Raw genomic sequence first — 19,177 nt, 5'->3', positions numbered from 1 at the left:
GTAAGTCAAGCGCCTGCTTCGAGGAGCTCCGTGATCGAAGTGCTCTGGACGATAACCCGCCACTATGCGAATATGTGTTCGATTATTGAAGATCGTCAACGGAGGCGAGCCCCGCAGTCATGCCGGGACGTCTCCAGAACGGAGTGCCTGTGCGCACATCGACCTCTGCCCGTGCTCCTCTGCCCCGCCGATTAGTCGCGTGGGCCGGGCCCCTGCTCCTGGCGGCGGCCCTGCTCGTCACCCAGACGCCCACCGCCGCGACCGCCGCGGACGCCGCGACCGTCTCCGACCTCGGCGTCGCCGGGGAGGGCGGCGACGTGGTGGCGCGCAACAGGAAGGTCTTCGTCGCCGCCGGCGACCGGATCGTGGTCACCTCCACCGACGGCAAGGTCGTCGGCACGATCCCCGGCCTGTCCGGCGCCGTCGCCCTGGCCTCGCCGGAGGACGGCAGGAAGGTGTACGCGGCGCTGCGCGGCTCGAACGAGGTGATCGAGATCGACAGCACCACCCTTGCCATCAGCAGGCGCATCGACCTCACCGCGTACCCGTGCCCGTCGAGCCTGGCGCAGGAGTACGACCGGCTGTGGATCGGGTTCGGCTGCGGCGGAGCGGGCGGAGGAGGCGTCCTCGGCCTCGTCACGTCGGCGGCGACCCCCACCCTCGTCCGGGTCGGGCCGGCCACGACCGGTGCCCCGCTCGTCGCCGTCGCCGGGAACACGCTGGTGGCGGGGGAGTCCGGGGTCAGCCCCGCCACGGTCAAGGTGTACGACATCAGCACCACGCCGCCCACGTCGAGCGGCGAGATCCGGGGGGACGCGAACGGCCTGCCGGCCCTGCGCGATCTCGCGCTCGCCGAGCACGGCGCGACGGCGCTGTCGGCGCTGAACGACACCCGCCGGTTCGACGCCTGGGACACGGCGGCCCTGACGCGGGGCCGCGCCTACGCCGACAACGGATTCGGCGACCAGGGCGTCCCCGTCGCCGTCGGGGCCAGCCCGAACGACGCCTACGTCGTGGGCGGCTGGAACTCCCAGGCAGGCGACGCGGCCGAGCTCGTGGTGTACGACGCGACCACCTCGGAGGTCATCTACACGGCCGCCCACCAGGGGAAGACCGTGGTGGCGGGCAGCGTCGAGTTCTACGGCACCGTCACCTTCGCGGTCCTGAAGGAGCCCGGCACCGGCCGCATGCACCTCTGGCGGCTGCCGCCCTCGCCCTACCACTCCTCCACGCTCACCCTGACGGCTCCCGCCAAGGTGACCACGCTCCAGGAGTCGGCCTTCACCGGACGGGTCACGCTGAGCAGCGGACTGCCGCCCGGCGTGCAGACGCTCGAACTGTACCGCTGGCTCCCCGACGGCACCTCCAGGCCGTTCGAGGAGGTCACCACGGCGGCGGACGGGACCTACCGGTTCACCGACACGCCGCCGTCCACCGGGGCGTACAAGTATCAGGTGTACTGGCCGGGCAACTCATGGTTCCGGGGGAGCGGCTCCTCGGTGACCGTCACGGTGGGCCCGTACGAGCCGACGCTCACCGTGACCGGACCGGCGACGGGCCGCGTCGGCACGCGCCTCACGTTCAGCGGCACCTTCGGCGCCGACGGCATCACCTTCCCGCGGACGACCGTCACCGTCTCGCTGCGGGTCGTCGGCCCGGACGGCGCCGTCACCTCGAAGAGCGTGGCGAAACTGGTCCCCACCCCCGACGGGACGTTCAGCTTCTCCGACACGCCGGCCGCGGCCGGTGAGCACACCTACACCGTCGACCTGGCGGGCAACTCGGACGTGGGGCCGGCGCGCACCACCCACGTGGTCGCCGTCCGCTAGCGGCCCGCGCGACGTCCTGACGCCGGGCGCTTCAGGCGGCTTCCAGGACGAAGAACAGGAAGCATAGGAACCGCGCGCCGGAGATCTCGCGGAGCTCGTCGGGGAACAGCTCGCGGGCCTCCGGCGCGTACGGCGGTTCACTGATCACGCTGATGCGGAAACCCGCCGCGGTGAAGGCTTCGGTCATCGCGTGCAGCGGGCGGTCCCAGAAGCTCAGCCGGCTGGTCTGCCCGCCCATGGTCCACTCCTCGACCCGGTTGCGGGTTCCGAAGTAAACCGGCTTCTCCCCGGCCTTGTGCTGCGTGAGGGTGATGACGAAGGGGTGCTCGACCGAGACGAGGAGCCGGCCGCCGGGCCGCAGCACGCGTCGCAGCTCGGCCAGCGCCGGCCCCCAGTCCTCCAGGTAGTGCAGCACCAGCGACGCGATGACGTCGTCGAAGGCGTCGTCGGGGAAGGGCAGCGGGCCGGCCAGGTCGGCGACCCGCAGGTCCGCCTCGGGGCCCAGCCTCCGCCGGGCCATCTCCAGCATCCCGGCGCTCGCGTCGACGCCGGTCACGACGGCGCCCCGATCGCGCAGCTCGGCGAACAGGGGGCCCGAGCCGCACCCGGCGTCGAGGATGTGCCGGCCGGTCACGTCCCCGGCGAGCTCCAGCATCGCGGGCCGCTCGTAGTACGCGTTCACCAGGCTGGTCTCGTTCTCGGCCGTGTAACCTTCGGCGATCGCGTCGTAGGCGTTGCTCTCGGGCGAGTCCGCGACGCGGTTCTCGGGCATGGTCGTCATAGGGGCCATTCTGGCCCGCATGTCCCGGGGGCGCGGAGATGCGGCCCGTCCGCCGGCCCCGGCTGGCCGTCCGTCCTGTCGAGCAGCAGGGCGGCCGCCCGGGTGAGCACCTGGGCCCGGGTGCGGCCGCCGTGGTCGGCGGCCAGGAAGTGTTCGCCGATCGCCACGCAGAAGGCCAGGAGGCTGCGGGCCTCGACCTCCTCGGGGTCGGCGCAGAAGCTGCCGATCATCTCGCGCAGCAGCGCCATGCGCCGGTTGTCCACCCGCCGCAGGCGTTCGGCGACCGCCTCGTCGCGCCTGGCCCAGTCACGGACGGCGAGGTCGATGGGCAGCAGGCGGTCGTCGGAGAAGGTGAGCACGCCGGCGCGCTGGATCTTGGTCCGCGGGTCGCCGCCCTCGCGTTCGACGCGCTCGATCACCTCGTCGGTGCTCTCCCGCTCCCAGGTGTCCAGCATCGCCTCAAGCAGTGCCTCCCGGTCGGCGAAGTACCCGTAGAACCCGCCCTTGGTGACGCCGAGCCGCTTGGCCAGCGCCTCCACGCGCACCGCGTCGGGGCCGCCGGCGGCCAGCGCCCGCAACCCCTCCTCGATCCACCCTTCCCGTGTCGTACGGACCGCGCCCACAGTGTGTGCCACCTCACTCGGAACATATGTATACGCCACCGTATAACTGTGGCTAACCTCAGTATATACGGCAGCGTATAGATAAGGAGGGTTCATGAGGCTGGCGAACGCCGCCCACACCGGACGGCCCTGGCGCATCCATGACATCGCCGCAGATTTCGAGCTGGAGGACGTCTGGGTGATCCGGACCCCCGGCGCCGGACGGGAGGACTTCTCCGCCGTGCTCGCCGCGTTGCGCGACTCCAGCGGCGGCCCCCTGCCGGTGCGGCTGCTGCTCGCGGCGCGCTGGAAGCTGGGCGCCCTGTTCGGCTGGGACAGGGCGTCGGCGGGCGTCGGAAGGCGCGTCCCGTCGTTGCGCGAGCGCCTGCCGGCCGACCTGCGCCGGGCCCCGCACGACTCCGACGCCGGCCTGGCGCCCTTCTCCCCGGTCTACGCCCTGGACGACGAATGCGCGCTGGAGCTGGCGAACCGCACCGTGCACGCGGTGATGCACCTGGCATGGGCGCCGGCCGCCGGCGGGCACGAGCTGCGCATGGCCGTCCTCGTGCGCCCCAACGGCCTGCTGGGACGCTGCTACATGGCCGCCATCACGCCGTTCCGCCGGACCCTCGTCCTGCCGGCCTTCGTCCGGCGGCTGGAGCGCGCCTGGCGGGAGCGCGACGCGGGCGTCCTGGAGTCCGTCGTCGGGACGGGCGGCATCCCGCCGTCCGTCCGCGCGCTGAGCTCCTTGCCCGTCGTCGACTACGCCGACCACTTCGCCCTCACCGTGAACGCCGTCGACACCGAGGCCGGGGCGACGGCGGAGCTGTGGGCGCGGGCGATGTTCGGCGACGTGCCCAGCGCGGGGGAGCGGTTCATCTGGCGAGGTCTCCTGGGGCTCCGGCTCGCCCGCGGCCGCTCGCCCGCCACCGTGGCCGGGTGGCGGATCGCCGCGCGGGGCGACGACTGGATCCGGCTGGAGACCGCGTCCTGGTTCCTGACCGCCAACCTCGTCGTCCGGGCGGCGGACGGGCAGGTGTCGCTGACCACCCTCCTGCGCCATGACCGGCGCCTCGGGCGCGTCGTGTGGCCGCCCCTGTCGGCGATCCATCGCCGGCTGGCTCCCGGGCTGCTCCGGGACGCCGCCGCGCGGATGACCCGCGGGACTCCTTCCTCGACGCGGCCGGCGGCTACGTGACCAGCGAACGCGAGCTGCTGTCCGCCTGCAGGAAGGGCGCCGACCCCCTGGAGGTGGGTGAACGGGTGCGGAGCCTGCCGGCGGCTCTCCCGCCCCGGACCGAGCGGCCCGGCCCCGGCGCGCCGCCCCCGACGCGGGTGATCCACCGCCGCATGGCCCTGGCCGTGCAGGAAGCGCTCAAGCACGTCGGCAGGATCTTCCGGCACGTCACCGGGCGCACGATCAGCGAGTACCGCAACGAACTGAGGGTGCGGGCCGTGCAGGAGCACCTGGCCGACGGCGGCGCCCAGCTCGCCGAGCCGGCCACCATGTACGGCTTCGCCGACCACGCGCACCTGACCCGGACGGTCCGCAAGCACCTCGCCGAGACGCCCAGCGCCCTGCGCGCCCGCCTCGACCCCGGCGAACTCCGATCGTCACGTGACCCGCCGGCCACCCCGTCCGGTGGCTATTGTGATCACCGACATGCAGGGCAAGAGGGCGGATGGTCATGACATCGGCACAGCCTGGTCACCTGGTCGGCGGGCGTTACCGGCTGGTCGCCCTTCTTGGCGCGGGCGGGTTCGGGCAGGTCTGGCGCGCCCACGACCACGTCCTGGACGTCGAGGTGGCGATCAAGGAACTGCGGCTGCCGCCCGGCCTGCCGCAGGCGGAGCAGGACAGGCGGCTGGAGCGCACCGCGCGCGAGGCGCGCAACGCCGTCCGGCTGCGGGCGCACGAGAACGTCGTCGCCGTCCACGACGTCGTCCAGGACGGGCTGCCCTGGATCGTGATGGAGCTGGTCGAGGGCCGGTCACTGCAGGAGCACCTCGACACGCACGGGCCGTTGCCGGTGGACCGCGCCGCACAGCTGGCCGCCGGGCTGCTGGCGGCGCTCGGCGCGGCGCACCGGGCCGGCATCGTGCATCGCGACGTCAAGCCGGCCAACGTCATGCTCGCCGCGGACGGCAAGGTGCTGCTCACCGACTTCGGCATCGCCGTCCACACCGCCGACACCGCCCTGACGACCGCCGGGATGCTCGTCGGCTCACCCGAGTACACGGCCCCCGAACGGTTGCGCGGCACCGACGGGCTCCCGGCCAGTGACCTGTTCTCCCTCGGCGTGACCCTCTACCAGGCCGTCGAGGGCGTCTCGCCGTTCCGTCGCGACACCCAGCCGGCGACGCTGACCGCCGTCCTGCTGGCGGAGCCCCCGCCGCCACGCCGGGCCGGGCGGCTCGCGCCGCTCATCGCCCGGCTGCTCGACAAGGAGCCGCGCGGCAGGCCGACCGTCGAGGAGGCGCTGGCCCTGCTCGGCGAGCAGCAGCCGGGCCGGGACGAGGCCGGCGACCGCACCAAGGTCCTGCCGTCGGCCGGGATCCCCGCGCGGGGGTGGCAGCGCAGGGCCGTCACGGTGCTGACGGCGGCCGTCGGCGTGCTCGCTGCGCTCGGTCTCACGAAGGCCCTCGGCCTCGTCGAGGCCGGCGACCCCTGGGGTTACCTGAGCTCGCTGGTGACGGGACACCGTTGGGGCGCCGCCCTGGCCGCGGTCCTCGTCCTGGACGCCGGCCTGGCCGGCCTGCTGTGCGCCCGGGTCGCCCGGCTCCTGGCGCCGCTCACCGGGACGACCGTCGCGATCGCCGGGGGCGCCGCCGGGTTCCTCGCCGGGATCGGCGCCGTGGCGCTCGCCTTCGACGGCATCGCCGTGCTCCTGGCCATTGCCGACGTCGAGCGTGGTGACCGGATCTGGGTGATCCCGTTGATCGTGATCACGTCCGTCCTGGTGCTCACGGCCGGTTGGGCCTGGGAGTCGAGGCGCCGGGCACACCCGTCGTAGGGGCGCCCGCCGGTCAGCGGGGCCGGCTGAGGGCGGCCTCGGCCAGATCCGTCCACTGCTCGGCCGAGGAGTGCGGCACGACCACCCAGTCCTTGACCACCCTGCCCGTGCCCGAGGGGTCGAACAGGCACGCCCCGGCCAGCTCCAGCGCGGCCGCGTGCTCAGGGGTGTCCCTGACCAGCCGGAACACCATCGCGCCGTCACGCTGCAGGCTGGCGAACACCTTGCCCGCCTGATCCTTGAGCGCCGGCCTCCCCATCATCCTGGAGACCCGCACCCCCAGGTCGGCCAGCTCGGCGCCGACCTGCTGGAAATCCTCTTCCGCGCTCATCGTCAGTCGGCCCCAGACTCCATGGCGGCGCGGGCCGAGCGGCTCGGCTCCGGCACTCCGGCAGAAACGGCGATCAGGCTAGCAGGATCATGGCGAACCGGGAGAACTCGCGTTCCCGGGCCGTGTCCGGCGCTCTTCCCCTGACGCAGGGTCAATGTCCCAGCATGGGGGCATGACCTCTCCGACCAGTACGAACCGCTCGCCGTCCGGCGAGCTGACCGCCCACCACGACGGCCTCACGATCCCGCTGTCCCGCGGCGGACGGGGCCGCCCGCTGGTGCTGTGCCCCGGGCTGAACGCGACCCGGGCCGACCTCGGCGAGCTGATCGAGCTGCTGCGGCGCGACCACGACGTGGTGACCTTCGACCTGCGCGGCCACGGCCGCACCCCGGCCGCGGACCGGTACTCCTTCGAGGCGTTCCTCGGCGACCTGGACGCCGTGATGGCCCGGGTGGGCCGGCTCGGCCTCGGCGAGCCCCCCGTGCTCGTGGGGTACTCGCTGGGGGCCGACCTGGCCGTGCACCACGCCGCCCGGCATCCCGGGGGCGTCGCCGGGCTCGTCCTGATCGACGGGGCGAACCCGGTGCCCGAGCCGTTCCTCACCGAGGATGTCCTGCCGGCGTTCCGGGCGATGTGGGCGGAGCTGGCCGCGCGGCAGCAGGCCCGGCGCGGCACCCCGCGCCAGGTGCTGCTCACCGCGCGCCAGATCCTCGACCTGAACGTCGAGATCGACGTGGTCCGGTCCGAGATCCTGTCCCGGTACCCCCTGATCGACCGGCCGATCAGCATGATCATGTCGACCTCGATGGCCGGCGAGGGCGGCGGCCCCGCCGCGCGGTTCAACCGCAACTGGCGGGCCGGGATCGAGCGGCTCGTCCGGCGACAGCCGCGCATCGCCACGACGTGGCTCGACGCCGACCACGGGCTGGTCTTCACGCACGCCACCGAGATCGCCCGGATCATCCGGCAGGCGGCTTCTTGACGACCTCTGGAAGGCTGGTCCCATGCTGACCATCGGCGAACTGGCCTCGTACGCGGGGGTGACCGTGCGGGCGGTGCGGCACTACCACGCCAAGGGACTGCTGCCCGAGCCCGAGCGCGACCGCCACGGCTACCGCAGGTACGACGCCGCCGCCGCGGTCGAGCTGATCAGGATCCGCACCCTCGCCGAGGCCGGGGTGCCGCTCGCGCGGGTGCGGGAGCTGCTGCGGGCCGGCGAGGAGGAGTTCGCCGCCGCGCTCGCCGACATCGACCGGCGGCTGCGCGCGGAGATCCGGCGGCAGCGGCGCCACCGGGCGCGGATCGCCCGGCTGGCCGCCGGGGACGGCCTGGCGCTGCCGCCGGAGGTCGTCGGCTACCTCGACCGGCTGCGGTCACTCGGCGTGGACGACCACATCGTCCAGGCCGAACGCGACGGCTGGATCCTGCTGGCCGCGCACTCGCCCGGACGCGTGCCGGAGTGGATGGCCGGCAAACGCGAGCAGCTCGACGACCCGGACTTCGTCGGCTTCTTCCGCAACCTGGGCCAGGCCCTCACCCGGTCCGCCGACGACCCTCGGCTGGAGGAGCTGGCCGACGAGCTGGCCGCCTGCCTCTCGCGGCTGACCGGCGAGCGGGACGAGGGCTACGTCGACGACCTCGACGTGGAGCCGCAGTTCGTCCGGTTGATGGACGCCCTGGCGTTCGACGCCGTCCCGCCCGCCCGCCGGCTGATCGAGCTGCTGCGCCGGCGGGGCTGGACCGGCTGGAGCAAGCTCGAACGGGTGGACCCGCCGTCCTGGTCGTCGGCCGGGTCAGCCGTCGAGGAACCGCTCCAGCTCCGCGGTGACGAAACCGGGGTTCTCCTCGACGAGCCAGTGCCCGGCGCGCGGGACGTCCACCGCGCGGACGATCCTGGTCAGGCGCGGTGACACCGTGGCCCGGATCGCGTCGAGCTGCCCCTGGGCGGTCATGAGCAGCGCCGGGACGCGTACCGGCGCCGCCGCCGTCGTGTCGCGCACGTCCTGGTCCAGGGCGCGGTAGAGCTCGAAGCCGCCCGACAGGGCCTGCGGCCGGCTGTAGGTGCGGGCGTACTCGGTGATCTCGGCCTCGCTGAACGGGGACCGCTGCGAGGTGCCGCCGAACGCCGTTCCGCCGTAGGAGACCTGGGGGTAGAACAGCGCCAGGTACTCGCGGACGTCGTCGCCCACCACCGCCTCGGGCACCCGGCGCTGGGAGTGGAAGGCGATGTGCCAGCTCAGCGACCGGTACGTGGCCGCGTCGACGGCCGGGCCGGGCAGCGGCAGGTCCAGGTAACCCAGGCGGGCGGTGTCGGCGGGGAACCGGCTCGCGTACTGGAACGCCACCGCGGCGCCGAAGTCGTGGCCGACGACGGCGGCGTCCCTGATCCCGAGCCGCCCGGCGATCAGCTGGTGCACGTACCGCGCCAGCGTGGCCTTGTCGTAGCCGGTGGGCGAGCCTTCGCTGTCGCCGAGCCCCGGCAGGTCCACGGCGTAGACGGTGTGGTGCCGGGCCAGGTCCGGCATGATCGGCCACCAGCCGTACCAGGTCTGGGGCCAGCCGTGGATCAGCACCACCGGCGTGCCGGTCCCGCCCTTCACGTAGTGCATGCGCACGCCGTCCACGTCGGCGAACTCGTGCCGGAACGTCGTGCCGAAGCGCGGGTCGTCCTGGGTGGCGGTGGTGTGGGAGGCGGCGGGCGGGGGAGCGGCGGCGGGCGTCGAACAGGCCGTGGCGGCGAGCGGGAGCAGGAGGGCGAGCGCGACGGTCGCGGCCGTGCGCGCGGATCGGGCGAGACGGCCCGGCGACGGCCGTGGAGCGGTGGTCATGTGGTCCTGTCCTGAGGAGAGTGGCGGGGTCGACGGCCGGTGCTGCCGTCGATCAGTGTGGGATCGATCCGACCAGCAGCCCGCCGATCTGGCACGAAAACTTGCGGTTATGGCAAGATGGCCGTCGTGCACGACGACATGGACGAGGTGCTGGGCGCGGTGGGGCCGCGCCTTCGGGCCCTGCGTCGTCACCGCGGCATCACCCTGGCCGAGCTCGCCACCACGACCGGCGTCTCGGAGAGCACGCTGTCCCGGCTGGAGAGCGGGCAGCGCCGGGCCACGCTGGAGCTGCTGCTGCCGCTGGCCCGCGTCTACGACGTCCCGCTCGACGACCTGGTCGGCGCCCCGCGCACCGGCGACCCCCGGATCCACCTCAAGCCGATCACCCGGTTCGGGATGACGTTCGTGCCGCTGTCCCGGCGGCCGGGCGGGGTCCACGCGTTCAAGATGATCATCCCCGCGCGGCCGGAACCGCTCGAACCGGCCCCGCAGACCCACGACGGCTTCGAATGGCTCTACGTCCTCACCGGACGCCTGCGCCTCGTGCTCGACGACCGCGACCTCACGCTGCCGGTCGGCGAGGCGGCCGAGTTCGACACGTCCATGCCCCACTGGCTGGGCAGCGCCGACGGCGGCACGGTCGAGCTGCTCATCCTGTTCGACCCGCAGGGCATGCGCACCCACATCCACGCCGACCCCCACCGGCACTCTCACTGAGCACCCGGCAGGCCGTATTCGCGGCCTGACCTTCATTTGTGGAGGTCAAGAGGTGCTGAAGCCCGTTTTCGGGGGAGAAGGGGGTGGCTTCGAATGCCTGATGATGGGAGTGGTGACCGTGGAGGGGTCCGGGGGAGCGATCCGGGTCGGTGTGGAGGAGGAGTACCACATCGTCGACGCGACCACACGCCGGGTGACCGCGCGGGCGGGGGCGCTGCTGAGCGCGCTGCCCGAGGAGAGCTTCACGCACGAGCTGCAGCGGTCGATGGTCGAGGCCAACAGCGCGCCGTTCCTGGCCCTGGACGACCTGGCCCGCGACGTGTGCCGCCTGCGCCGCAAGCTGATCTCCACCGCCGACGAGCTGGGGCTGGGGATCGCGGCGGTCGGCACGCCGCAGCTGGCCGACCTCGACGAGGTGAAGGTCTTCCCCGACCAGCGATACGAGAAGATGCTCAGCGACTTCCAGGTGCTGACCCGTGAGCAGCTCATCTGCGGCACGCACGTGCACGCGGAGGTGCCCGACCCGGACCTGGCGGTCGCGGTGGCGCACCGGCTGACGCCCTGGCTGGCGCCGTTGCTGGCACTCAGCGCCAGCTCGCCGTTCTGGGACGGCGCCGACACCGGCTACGCCAGCTACCGCACGCTGGTGTGGCAGCGGTGGCCGACGACGGGGCCGATCGGCAAGTTCGGCTCGGCGGCCGAGTACCAGGAGATGGTGCGGGGTCTGATCCGGTCCGGGGTGATCAGCGACGCGGGGATGCTCTATTTCGACGTCCGGCCCTCGCAACATGTGCCGACGGTGGAGCTGCGCATCTGTGACGCCTGTCCCCGGGTGGAGGACGTCGTGCTGATCGCCGGGCTGTTCCGGGCGCTGGTGGCCAGGGAGGTGGCCGCGGCGCGCCGCGGCCCGGGACCGGAGGTGCAGGTGGAGGCGGCGCGCGCGGCGACCTGGCAGGCGGCCCGGTGGGGGCTGGAGGGCGACCTGGTCGATCCGGTGGAAGGCGTGCCGCGCCCGGCCAAGGAGGTGGTCGAGGACCTGGTGACGGGCCTGCGCCCGCAACTGGAGGCGGCCGGGGACTGGGAGCTGGTGACCGGACTGACCCGGCAGGTCCTGCAGACGGGCACGTCGGCGGCCCGCCAGCGGGCGGCGTACGCCGAGCGGGGCAGCCTGGCGGACGTGGTCGACCTGGTGCTCAGCGAGACCCGCACCTGCGAGTGGGACCGGCCGACGGGCGACCACGACCTCCCTTCGTGCCGGCCGGCGGCCTGATGGCCGGCCTCGGCGGGACGGGGGTGCCGGCATGTGCGGGCTGAGCGGCGAGTTCAGGTTCGACGGCGCGGAGGCCGACATCGGCGCGGTGGGCCGGATGACCGACGCGATGCACGACCGCGGGCCGGACGGCTCCGGCCTGTGGGCGCAGGGGCCCGTCGCGATGGGCCACCGGCGGCTCAAGATCATCGACCTGTCGGAGAAGGCGGCCCAGCCGATGGTGGACGCCGGGCTCGGCCTGGCGGTGGTGTTCAACGGCTGCCTGTACAACTACCGCGAGCTGCGCGAGGAGTTGCGCGGCGCGGGCTACCGGTTCTACTCCACCTCCGACACCGAGGTGCTGCTCAAGGCGTACCACCGGTGGGGCGCCGGGTGCGTCGGACACTTCAAGGGCATGTTCGCCTTCGCGATCCACGAGCGGGACAGCGGCCGGCTGGTGCTCGGCCGCGACCGGCTCGGCATCAAGCCCATGTACGTCAGCCACGACGCCCGCCGCCTGCGCTTCGCCTCGACGCTGCCCGCCCTGGCCGCGGGCGGCGGCCTGGACACCGGCATCGACCGGGTGGCGCTGCACCACTACATGACCTTCCACTCGCTCGTGCCCGGCGAGCGCACGATCCTCGCGGGCGTGCGCAAACTGCCGGCGGCCACCGTGCGGGTCGTCGAGGCGGACGGCACGAGCACCGACCACCGCTACTGGGACCCGCCCTACACCCGCTCCGCGATGCCCGAGCACGCGGGGCTGAGCGAGCAGGAGTGGCGCCGGGCCACCCTGGACGCCCTGCGCACGGCGGTGCGCCGCCGGATGGTCGCCGACGTGCCGGTCGGCGTGCTGCTCTCCGGCGGCCTGGACTCCAGCCTCATCGTGGCGCTGCTGGCCGAGGAGGGGCAGAGCGGCCTGACCACGTTCAGCATCGGCTTCGAGGCGGCCGGCGGCGAGCAGGGGGACGAGTTCGCCTACTCCGACCTGGTCGCCGGCCGGTTCGGCACCGACCACCACCGCATCCGGATCCCCGGCGACCGCCTGCTGGACGGGCTGGAACGCGCGGTGGGCGCCATGAGCGAGCCGATGGCCAGCCACGACTGCGTCGCCTTCTACCTGCTGTCGCAGGAGGTCGCCCGGCACGTGAAGGTCGTGCAGTCGGGCCAGGGCGCCGACGAGGTGTTCGCCGGTTACAGCTGGTTCCCGCCGCTGGCGGACGTGCCGCGCGAGCGGGCGGCCGAGGTCTACTGCAGGGAGTTCGCCGACCGCCCGCACCAGGAGCTGTCCGGCGTGCTGGCCCCCGGTTACCTGCTGGACCGGGACGTCAGCGGCGACTTCGTCCGGGAGCACGTGGCGCGGCCGGGCGCCGACACCGCGCTCGACGCCGTGCTGCGCCTGGAGACCACGGCCATGCTGATCGACGACCCGGTCAAACGCGTCGACAACATGACCATGGCCCACGGGCTGGAGGCCCGCACGCCGTTCCTCGACCACGACCTGGTCGAGCTGGCCGCCGCCTGCCCCGACGGGCTCAAACTGGCTCACGGCGGCAAGGGCGTGCTCAAGGACGCCGCCCGCCGGCTGCTGCCCGCGCAGATCGTCGACCGGCCGAAGGGCTACTTCCCGGTGCCCGCCGTCCGGCACGTCGAAGGGCCCCTGCTCGACCTCGTCCGGGACGCCCTCACCAGCGAGGCCGCCCGCGCGCGGGGCCTGTTCCGTCCCGAGTTCGTACGGCGGCTGCTGGCCGACCCCGAGTCCGACAGGGCGACGACCGGCGTCAACACGCTGTGGCAGATCGGCCTGCTCGAACTGTGGCTCCAGGCCCACCAGATGTGATGCCGGACATCCTCGGCGACCTGTCGCACCTGCCGTCGGCCGCCGCGCTGCGCGCCTGGAACTGCCGCAGGCCCGCGCTGGCGCCCGACAACAGCGCCGTGGCCTTCGTCGGCGACCAGGACGGCGTGCCCCGGGTGTGGGTCCAGCCGCTCGGCGCGGATCTGGACGCGTGGCCGGTCGACACCGGCCACCACCCGGTCGTGGACGTGAGCTGGGGGCCCACGGGGGAACACCTGGCGGTCCTGGTGGCGCCGGACGGCGGCGAGCACACGCAGGTGTGGACCGTGCGCCCGCACGGCGGCGAGCTGCGGCCGCTCGCCGTCCCGCCGCACGGGTCGGCCGCGCTCGTCCGCTGGACCGGCCGGGGCGAGTCCGTCCTGGTGGCCGAGACCTCCGCCGCCGGCCTGACCCGGGCCGAGCTGGCCGACGCCGTCACCGGCGCCCGCCAGGTCATCGCCGCAGGCGAGCTGCTGTGGCCGGCCGCGGTCAGCCGCGACCACGCGCGCATGCTGCTCCGGCGCGGGCCGCGCGGCCTGCGCCGGATGTACGCGGCCGACGCCGTCCCGGGTCACCCGCCGGGCGGCGAGCGCGACCTGCTGCCCGGCCTGCCCGGCTCGACCGACCAGGGGGTCCTGTCGCCCGACGGCGAGATCGCCTACCTGGTGTCGGACGCGGGCCGCGACCGGGCCGCGCTGCTGGCGGTGCGGCGCAACGCCTATCCCGTCGTGCTGGCCGAGCGGCCGGACGCCGAGCTGGACCGGTTCGCGCTCAGCGCCGACGGCCGCCGCGGCGTCCTGCTGTGGAACGAGCACGGCCGCTCGGCGCTGGACGTCGTGGAACTGCCCGCCGCGCACGTCAGGCCGCTTCCGCCGCCGCCCGCCGACGTGGTCACCTCGGTCCGGGTCGCCTGGGACGGCCGCACGGCGGTGCTCGCCGCCGAGAGCCCCGAGGAGCCCTCGCACGTGCTGCTGTGCGACCTGACCTCCGGGACGTACCGGTACGCCGCCGGGGCCGGGCGGCTCCCGGTCGCGACCGGTGCCGAGCTGCTGCGCTTCCCCGCCCGCGACGGGCTGGAGCTGGCCGCCTGGCTCTACCGCCCGGCGCACGTCCACGGGCCCGCGCCGTTCGTGGTGTCGCTGCACGGAGGGCCGGAGGACCAGGAACGCCCCACCTTCAACCCCCTCTACCAGAACCTCCTGGCCGCCGGGATCGGGGTGCTGGCGCCCAACGTGCGCGGTTCGGGCGGGTACGGGCGGGCCTTCCGCCAGGCCGACGACCTGGGGCTGCGCTTCCGCGCGGTCGAGGACGTCGCCGACTGCGCCGCCGCGCTGGTGCGGACGGGCGCGGCGGACCCGTCCAGGCTCGCCTGCATGGGCTGGTCGTACGGCGGCTACCTGACCCTGGCCGCCCTCGTCACCCATCCGCGCCTCTTCCGCGCGGGCGTGAACATGAGCGGCATCGCGGACTTCGCCACCTTCTACGCCCGTACCGAACCGTGGATCGCCGCCGCCGCGGTGTCCGAGTACGGGCACCCGGAGGCCGACCGCGACCTGCTGCACGCCCTGTCCCCGCTGCGCGCCTTCGACCGGCTGGCCGCCCCGCTCCTGGTCGTGCACGGGACCCAGGACACCAACGTGCCGGTGCACGAGGCCCGGCAGGCGTTCGGGGCGGCCCGCGCCCGCGGCGTGCCCTGCGACCTGCTGCTCTTCGCGGACGAAGGCCACGAGTTCCGCAACCGCGCCAACCGCATCAGCCTCGTCTCCAAGGTGCTGAACTGGCTCGACGAGCACCTGCGGCCCGCCCCGCATTGATCGGGCGGCCGGACGCGTCCATCATGGTGCCCCACCGGCACGGAAGGACCCGCTCGTGACCGACCTCGACTCCCGGCTACGCGCCTGGCGGCACGACCTGCACCGGCGGCCCGAGCCGGCCTTCGCCGAGCACGCGACCAGCGCCTACCTCGCCGCGGCGCTGGAGGCGGCGGGCCTCGACGTCGTCACCGGCGTCGGCGGCACCGGCGTCGTCGCCTCCCTGACCAGGGGCGGCGCCGGCCGGGCCGTCGGGCTGCGGGCCGACATGGACTGCCTGCCGCTCGACGAGCCGGGCACGCACGCCCACGCCTCCCGCAACCCCGGATTCATGCACGCCTGCGGCCACGACGGGCACATGGCGATGCTGCTCGGCGCCGCCGCCGTCCTGGCCGCCGAGGGCGGTTTCGACGGCACCGTCCGGTTCGTCTTCCAGCCCGCCGAGGAGCCCGGCCGCGGCGCGCGGGCCATGCTCGACGACGGCCTGCTCGCCCGCTTCCCGGTCCAGGCCATGTACGGACTGCACAACTGGCCCGGCGTCCCCGCCGGCCACTTCCTGACCCGCGCCGGGAGCATCATGGCCGGCGAGGACAACTTCGAGATCCGCATCCGGGGCCGCGGCGGGCACGCCGCCCGCCCGCACATGGTCGTCGACCCGATCGTGGTGGGCGCGGAGATCGTCCTGGCCCTGCAGACGGTCGTCGCCCGCAACGTCGACCCCGCGCTGCCCGCCGTGGTGTCCTGCACCGACATCAGCACCGACGGCGCGCGCAACGCCATCCCCGGCGAGGTCGTCATCAGAGGGGACACCCGCAGCTTCGACCCCGCCGTCGCCGCGCTCCTGGAAGACCGGATCCGGCGGCTCTGCGAGGGCATCGGCGCCGCCCACGGCGCGACGTGCACCGTCACCTACACCCACGAGTTCGCGCCCACCGTCAACGACCCCGCCTGCGTCGCCGCGGCGGTCGAGGCGGCCGTCGCGGTCGCCGGCGAGGACGGCGTCGACCCCGACTGCGCGCCGGTCATGCCGAGCGAGGACTTCGGCGTGTTCGCCGGGGCCGTACCGGCCTGCTTCGTCTTCCTCGGCAACGGCACAGAACCCGGCCGGGGCGGCGACCCGCTGCACAGCAGGGAGTACGACTTCAACGACGCCGTCCTGCGGACGGGGACGGACTTCTACGTCACGCTGGCGCGCCGCGCCCTGCCCGCCGGCGCTCCCGCGGCGCCTGCCCGGTGAGGCCCGGCCCGCGGGCGGCCGTGCGGCGGGACGTCACGCGGCCGCGGCCAGCTCCTCCAGCGCGCGCAGGGACGGCAGCTCGAACGGCTGCCGCAGCGGAACCTGGCCGGCGCGGGCGTCCTCGGCCTCGCCCGCCCAGTGCCGCAGCGCCTCCAGCGGGGCGACGCCGTTGGCCTTGGCCCAGCGCAGCCGCCGGGTCCAGACCACGGCGGCGTCGAAGGCGGCGTCACCGGCCTGCTCGCGCGGCACGTACTGGGCCGCGTCGTCCGTGGCGGCGGCCCACAGGTAGCCGATCACGGCGCCGTCCTTGAGCACCGGGACGTAGCGGACAGCGGACGCCGTCGTGCGGGGGTAGGCGTCCGGGGCGTGGACGGTCCGGAACTCGGGCTGGTCCTTCAGCGACACCTCTTCGTCCTTCCCGTCAGCCGTCTGCCTCCGGCGGCAGCACCCAGCCGTAGACGTGCCACCGGCCGTCCTTGCGCTGCACGTCCTCGGCGAACCACGATACGCCGGTGCCCAGGAGCAGCTCCCTCTCCTGGTGCCGGCTGATCAGGTCCAGGTAGAAGGCAGGGGTGCCTTCGGGCACGCGCAGGTGCAGTTCCACGTGCCCGGCCCCGGGGGAGGCGGGCCCCTCGCCGATGCTCGTCGAGAAGAAGGCGGGGTCGCGTTGCACGGTTCCCGCCAGCTCCTGGACGGGCACGGTGAACAATTTCGGGGTCAGCCGCAGCGTCCGGAACACGTCGATCGTCTCGGGGACCGGCCGGCGTTCCATGATCTCCTGCAGCAGCTCGATCTCCGCGAGGAGACGTGCCTTGTTCTTGGCGACCTCCTCGGGCGTCAGGCCCTCGATGGAGGAGTCGCCGTACCGCAGGTAGTCGTTCATCCCCAGGTAGCCGCCCTCGGAGTACTCCTTGGCCGCCGCGCGCTCGGCTTCGGACAGCCCGGCGGACACGTCCGACCAGACGGCCTCGCCGAACGAGGTCGAGACCACACGGGAGCCGAAGGGCGCGTCCACGGGGACGTGCGACGCGGGCCCGGTGTAGTACAGGCCCGACTCGGTACGGCGGATCGTCTGCCCCAGCGACGGGTTCGGCCCGTCGGCGACCAGCCCCGAGTACGCGGGCGGCGCGCTGCCCTTGCCGTGGGGCAGGGGGGAGGGGGACAGGTCGCCGGAGCGCGCGCCGAAGTCCACCGGGGGCCTGACCCGGCCGGCCGTGTCCGGCGCGGTGTAGTGGTCCTTCGGCGGGGCGGCGGACGGTCCCGCGTCCTGGTGGTAGAGGCCCAGGATGTCCGGCAGCGCCTTGGCCAGGGCGGGGTGCAGCTTGTCGCCGTTCGCCATCGAGGTGAGCTCTTTCAGCGTGAACCACTGGGCGCCGCTGGTCTCGAACATGTCGAGCTTCGGAGCGAACATCGGCCCGTCGGCGGCCAGGTTGGTGTACGTCCAGCCGTCGTCCCCGACGTGCACGGCGTGCTCGCCCTTGAGCCGCAGCTCGTCCAGGTAGACCTGGTCGACGCCCAGCTCCTCGCTGATCTCCCGGGCGGCGCCGTGCACGGGGCTCTCCAGGCTGTCGAGCGCGCCGCCGGGCAGCTGCCACTTGCCGGCGTTGGAGACCAGCTCGCTCTGCTGCATGAGCAGGTAGCGCGGCTCGCCGTGCGGGTCGATGCCCCGGATCAGCACGCCCGCCGCGCCGTACTTGCCCCATTGGCCGCCGCTCACGTAGCCGTCGCCGGACTTGCCGGGGTTCTCCAGGATCCGGAACGGTCCCTGCGGCTTGGCGCCGCCGCCGGGCAGGACGCCCCCGCCCGCGTGGGAGGCGGCGGGCCCGTCCGCGGCCCGCACGTCGTTGAGGAGGGCGTCGAAGTCGTGCCCGCCGCCGAAGGACGGGTCCTGCTTGGCCGCCGCGCCGGCCAGCGTGGTGCTCTCCGGCCAGTGCCCCGCCGAACCGTCCGCGTAGTGGGGCGGCGAGTACGACGGGGGTTGGTAGTCGTAGGAGTGGTACGCGCTGTTCAGCCACTCGGGGGGAAGCGTGGCGGCGGAACCCGCGTCCACGCCGGACTTCACCGCCGACTTCACCGCCGAATCCACCGGGGAGTTCACCGGCGGCCCGGCGTCGGCCTTGACGTGCGCTCCCGGGCTCCAGCTCGCCCAGTGCGCGTCCGCGCCGCCCAGCACGCCGGAGGTGAGGCTCTTGAGCAACCTGTCCGGGTCGAACGGCTGCCCGCTCGCGAGCTGCGTGGTCACGTCCGTGGCCATGCCGGCCAGGCCCGAACGGCCCATCAACCCGAGCATCGACCGAGGGGGCAGGATGCCCGTGAAGCCCGTCAGGAAGGCGCCCAGGAGGGCGCCCGTGCCGGCCGACGTCATGACCTGGTCCCAGTCGACGTGATCGCGCCGGGACTGCGTGGCCTGGACCCCGAGGTCCATGCCGCCCATCAGGCCGCCGAACAGCCCGATGTTGATCAGCAGCCGCCTGCCGAGCTGGGCGATGGCCAGCCGGGTGAGCTGGATCCGCGAGCCGGCCACGGCCATGGCGGCCGGTCCCCAGGGGCCGGCCGCCGCGGCCAGCAGCCAGATGAGCTGAAGGATCAGGAACCAGACCGAGACCTCGATCATCCGTTTGGTGTACTGCACCTGGACGCCGAGATCGTTGTAGTGGAGGGCGGCCGAGACGAGCTCCTTGACGAGCTCGGCCAGCATCTGATCGGGCCCCTCCTGGACGTACGTGACGAACTCCCGCAGCGCGTCGCCGTCCCAGTCGTCGCCCAGCCGGGTGTAGACCGCCACGCCCCGCGCCTCCAGGACGCCCCGCGCGGTGGACGCGCACGCGTCGGCGAGCCGGAAACAGCCGTCCTCGTCACCTTCGGGCCAGTCCATGCCGACGGCGTAGCCGATGAACGGCTTCGCCCAGTCAGGGACGAGGAAACCGTCGAACCCCAAGGA

17 protein-coding genes are annotated in these 19,177 nt (G+C 73.8%); 11 read left to right on the top strand and 6 right to left on the bottom strand.

The genetic code is table 11. The annotated features are described in order from the left end of the window. Positions 1 to 149 precede the first annotated feature (149 nt). Entirely contained in the window at positions 150 to 1,829 is a 1,680-nt protein-coding gene (locus tag ACWEJ6_RS25940; RefSeq protein WP_452426807.1) for a YncE family protein, read from the top strand. 31 nt (positions 1,830 to 1,860) lie between these two features. Here ACWEJ6_RS25940 and ACWEJ6_RS25935 read toward each other — a convergent pair whose 3' ends face one another. Together ACWEJ6_RS25935 and ACWEJ6_RS25930 are read right to left on the bottom strand one after the other, a co-directional pair. Then, positions 1,861 to 2,619 (bottom strand): class I SAM-dependent methyltransferase, encoded by a 759-nt coding sequence (locus ACWEJ6_RS25935; RefSeq protein ID WP_452426805.1) that lies wholly within the window; start codon positions 2,617 to 2,619, stop codon positions 1,861 to 1,863. Beyond that, complete coding sequence (locus ACWEJ6_RS25930; RefSeq protein ID WP_452426803.1) at positions 2,607 to 3,245, bottom strand: TetR/AcrR family transcriptional regulator; 639 nt, start codon at positions 3,243 to 3,245, stop codon at positions 2,607 to 2,609. Before ACWEJ6_RS25930 ends, ACWEJ6_RS25935 begins: the two co-directional genes overlap by 13 nt. An 82-nt stretch (positions 3,246 to 3,327) precedes the next feature. Here ACWEJ6_RS25930 and ACWEJ6_RS25925 point away from each other — a divergent pair, with 82 nt between their 5' ends. Genes ACWEJ6_RS25925 through ACWEJ6_RS25915 form a run of 3 tightly spaced genes read left to right on the top strand, consistent with a single transcriptional unit; the run spans position 3,328 to position 6,226 of the window. Next, positions 3,328 to 4,410, top strand: coding sequence for a DUF2867 domain-containing protein (locus ACWEJ6_RS25925; RefSeq protein WP_452426801.1), 1,083 nt, complete (start codon positions 3,328 to 3,330; stop codon positions 4,408 to 4,410). Next, positions 4,407 to 4,904, top strand: a complete 498-nt coding sequence (locus tag ACWEJ6_RS25920) for a helix-turn-helix domain-containing protein (RefSeq protein ID WP_452426799.1) — start codon at positions 4,407 to 4,409, stop codon at positions 4,902 to 4,904. Before ACWEJ6_RS25925 ends, ACWEJ6_RS25920 begins: the two co-directional genes overlap by 4 nt. Continuing rightward, on the top strand, positions 4,901 to 6,226 hold the full coding sequence (locus tag ACWEJ6_RS25915; RefSeq protein WP_452426797.1) for a serine/threonine-protein kinase: 1,326 nt from the start codon (positions 4,901 to 4,903) through the stop codon (positions 6,224 to 6,226). The genes ACWEJ6_RS25920 and ACWEJ6_RS25915 overlap by 4 nt, the downstream gene beginning before the upstream one ends. A gap of 13 nt (positions 6,227 to 6,239) precedes the next feature. Here the strand turns inward: ACWEJ6_RS25915 and ACWEJ6_RS25910 are convergent, their stop codons facing one another. Next, the gene (locus ACWEJ6_RS25910; protein WP_397162916.1) at positions 6,240 to 6,557 is read right to left on the bottom strand and encodes a hypothetical protein; all 318 of its coding nucleotides are present in this window, start codon (positions 6,555 to 6,557) and stop codon (positions 6,240 to 6,242) included. A gap of 172 nt (positions 6,558 to 6,729) precedes the next feature. Here ACWEJ6_RS25910 and ACWEJ6_RS25905 point away from each other — a divergent pair, with 172 nt between their 5' ends. Both ACWEJ6_RS25905 and ACWEJ6_RS25900 read left to right on the top strand, forming a co-directional pair. Beyond that, positions 6,730 to 7,539, top strand: coding sequence for an alpha/beta fold hydrolase (locus ACWEJ6_RS25905; protein ID WP_452426795.1), 810 nt, complete (start codon positions 6,730 to 6,732; stop codon positions 7,537 to 7,539). A gap of 22 nt (positions 7,540 to 7,561) precedes the next feature. Beyond that, positions 7,562 to 8,467, top strand: a complete 906-nt coding sequence (locus ACWEJ6_RS25900; protein WP_452426793.1) for a MerR family transcriptional regulator — start codon at positions 7,562 to 7,564, stop codon at positions 8,465 to 8,467. Here ACWEJ6_RS25900 and ACWEJ6_RS25895 read toward each other — a convergent pair. Continuing rightward, positions 8,351 to 9,385 carry an alpha/beta fold hydrolase gene (locus ACWEJ6_RS25895; protein WP_452426791.1) on the bottom strand — a complete coding sequence of 345 codons (1,035 nt, stop codon included), beginning with the start codon at positions 9,383 to 9,385 and terminating at the stop codon, positions 8,351 to 8,353. The two genes, ACWEJ6_RS25900 and ACWEJ6_RS25895, sit on opposite strands and share 117 nt — an antisense overlap. Before the next feature lie 117 nt (positions 9,386 to 9,502). Here ACWEJ6_RS25895 and ACWEJ6_RS25890 point away from each other — a divergent pair, with 117 nt between their 5' ends. From ACWEJ6_RS25890 to ACWEJ6_RS25870, 5 genes are read left to right on the top strand one after another with little or no spacing between them, the layout of a single operon-like run. Then, positions 9,503 to 10,102, top strand: a complete 600-nt coding sequence (locus tag ACWEJ6_RS25890) for a helix-turn-helix domain-containing protein (RefSeq protein WP_452426789.1) — start codon at positions 9,503 to 9,505, stop codon at positions 10,100 to 10,102. Positions 10,103 to 10,154: 52 nt separating this feature from the next. Continuing rightward, the gene (locus ACWEJ6_RS25885; protein WP_452426787.1) at positions 10,155 to 11,372 is read left to right on the top strand and encodes a carboxylate-amine ligase; all 1,218 of its coding nucleotides are present in this window, start codon (positions 10,155 to 10,157) and stop codon (positions 11,370 to 11,372) included. Between the two features lie 31 nt (positions 11,373 to 11,403). Next, entirely contained in the window at positions 11,404 to 13,191 is a 1,788-nt protein-coding gene (locus tag ACWEJ6_RS25880; protein ID WP_452426785.1) for an N-acetylglutaminylglutamine amidotransferase, read from the top strand. Continuing rightward, positions 13,191 to 15,002: a S9 family peptidase gene (locus ACWEJ6_RS25875; protein WP_452426783.1), complete on the top strand. Its 1,812-nt coding sequence runs from the start codon at positions 13,191 to 13,193 to the stop codon at positions 15,000 to 15,002. The genes ACWEJ6_RS25880 and ACWEJ6_RS25875 overlap by 1 nt, the downstream gene beginning before the upstream one ends. A 55-nt stretch (positions 15,003 to 15,057) precedes the next feature. Further along, a complete protein-coding gene (locus ACWEJ6_RS25870) occupies positions 15,058 to 16,236 on the top strand; it encodes an amidohydrolase (RefSeq protein WP_452426781.1) in 1,179 nt (392 codons plus the stop codon). A gap of 33 nt (positions 16,237 to 16,269) precedes the next feature. Here ACWEJ6_RS25870 and ACWEJ6_RS25865 read toward each other — a convergent pair whose 3' ends face one another. Continuing rightward, entirely contained in the window at positions 16,270 to 16,641 is a 372-nt protein-coding gene (locus ACWEJ6_RS25865; RefSeq protein WP_452426779.1) for a hypothetical protein, read from the bottom strand. A 16-nt stretch (positions 16,642 to 16,657) separates the two neighbouring features. Then, positions 16,658 to 19,174 carry an ADP-ribosyltransferase gene (locus ACWEJ6_RS25860; protein ID WP_452426777.1) on the bottom strand — a complete coding sequence of 839 codons (2,517 nt, stop codon included), beginning with the start codon at positions 19,172 to 19,174 and terminating at the stop codon, positions 16,658 to 16,660. Between the last annotated feature and the right edge of the window lie 3 nt (positions 19,175 to 19,177).

The organism is Nonomuraea sp. NPDC004702 (assembly GCF_053601695.1).
The sequence above is the reverse complement of the archived record's forward strand: the minus strand, read 5'-3'. Positions and strand labels throughout refer to the sequence as shown.

Coding starts and splice junctions, on each gene's coding strand:
- ACWEJ6_RS25935 (WP_452426805.1), bottom strand. CDS start 2,619: ATGGCCCCTATGACGACCATGCCCGAGAACCGCGTCGCGGACTCGCCC.
- ACWEJ6_RS25925 (WP_452426801.1), top strand. CDS start 3,328: ATGAGGCTGGCGAACGCCGCCCACACCGGACGGCCCTGGCGCATCCAT.
- ACWEJ6_RS25915 (WP_452426797.1), top strand. CDS start 4,901: ATGACATCGGCACAGCCTGGTCACCTGGTCGGCGGGCGTTACCGGCTG.
- ACWEJ6_RS25910 (WP_397162916.1), bottom strand. CDS start 6,557: ATGAGCGCGGAAGAGGATTTCCAGCAGGTCGGCGCCGAGCTGGCCGAC.
- ACWEJ6_RS25905 (WP_452426795.1), top strand. CDS start 6,730: ATGACCTCTCCGACCAGTACGAACCGCTCGCCGTCCGGCGAGCTGACC.
- ACWEJ6_RS25900 (WP_452426793.1), top strand. CDS start 7,562: ATGCTGACCATCGGCGAACTGGCCTCGTACGCGGGGGTGACCGTGCGG.
- ACWEJ6_RS25895 (WP_452426791.1), bottom strand. CDS start 9,385: ATGACCACCGCTCCACGGCCGTCGCCGGGCCGTCTCGCCCGATCCGCG.
- ACWEJ6_RS25890 (WP_452426789.1), top strand. CDS start 9,503: ATGGCCGTCGTGCACGACGACATGGACGAGGTGCTGGGCGCGGTGGGG.
- ACWEJ6_RS25880 (WP_452426785.1), top strand. CDS start 11,404: ATGTGCGGGCTGAGCGGCGAGTTCAGGTTCGACGGCGCGGAGGCCGAC.
- ACWEJ6_RS25875 (WP_452426783.1), top strand. CDS start 13,191: ATGCCGGACATCCTCGGCGACCTGTCGCACCTGCCGTCGGCCGCCGCG.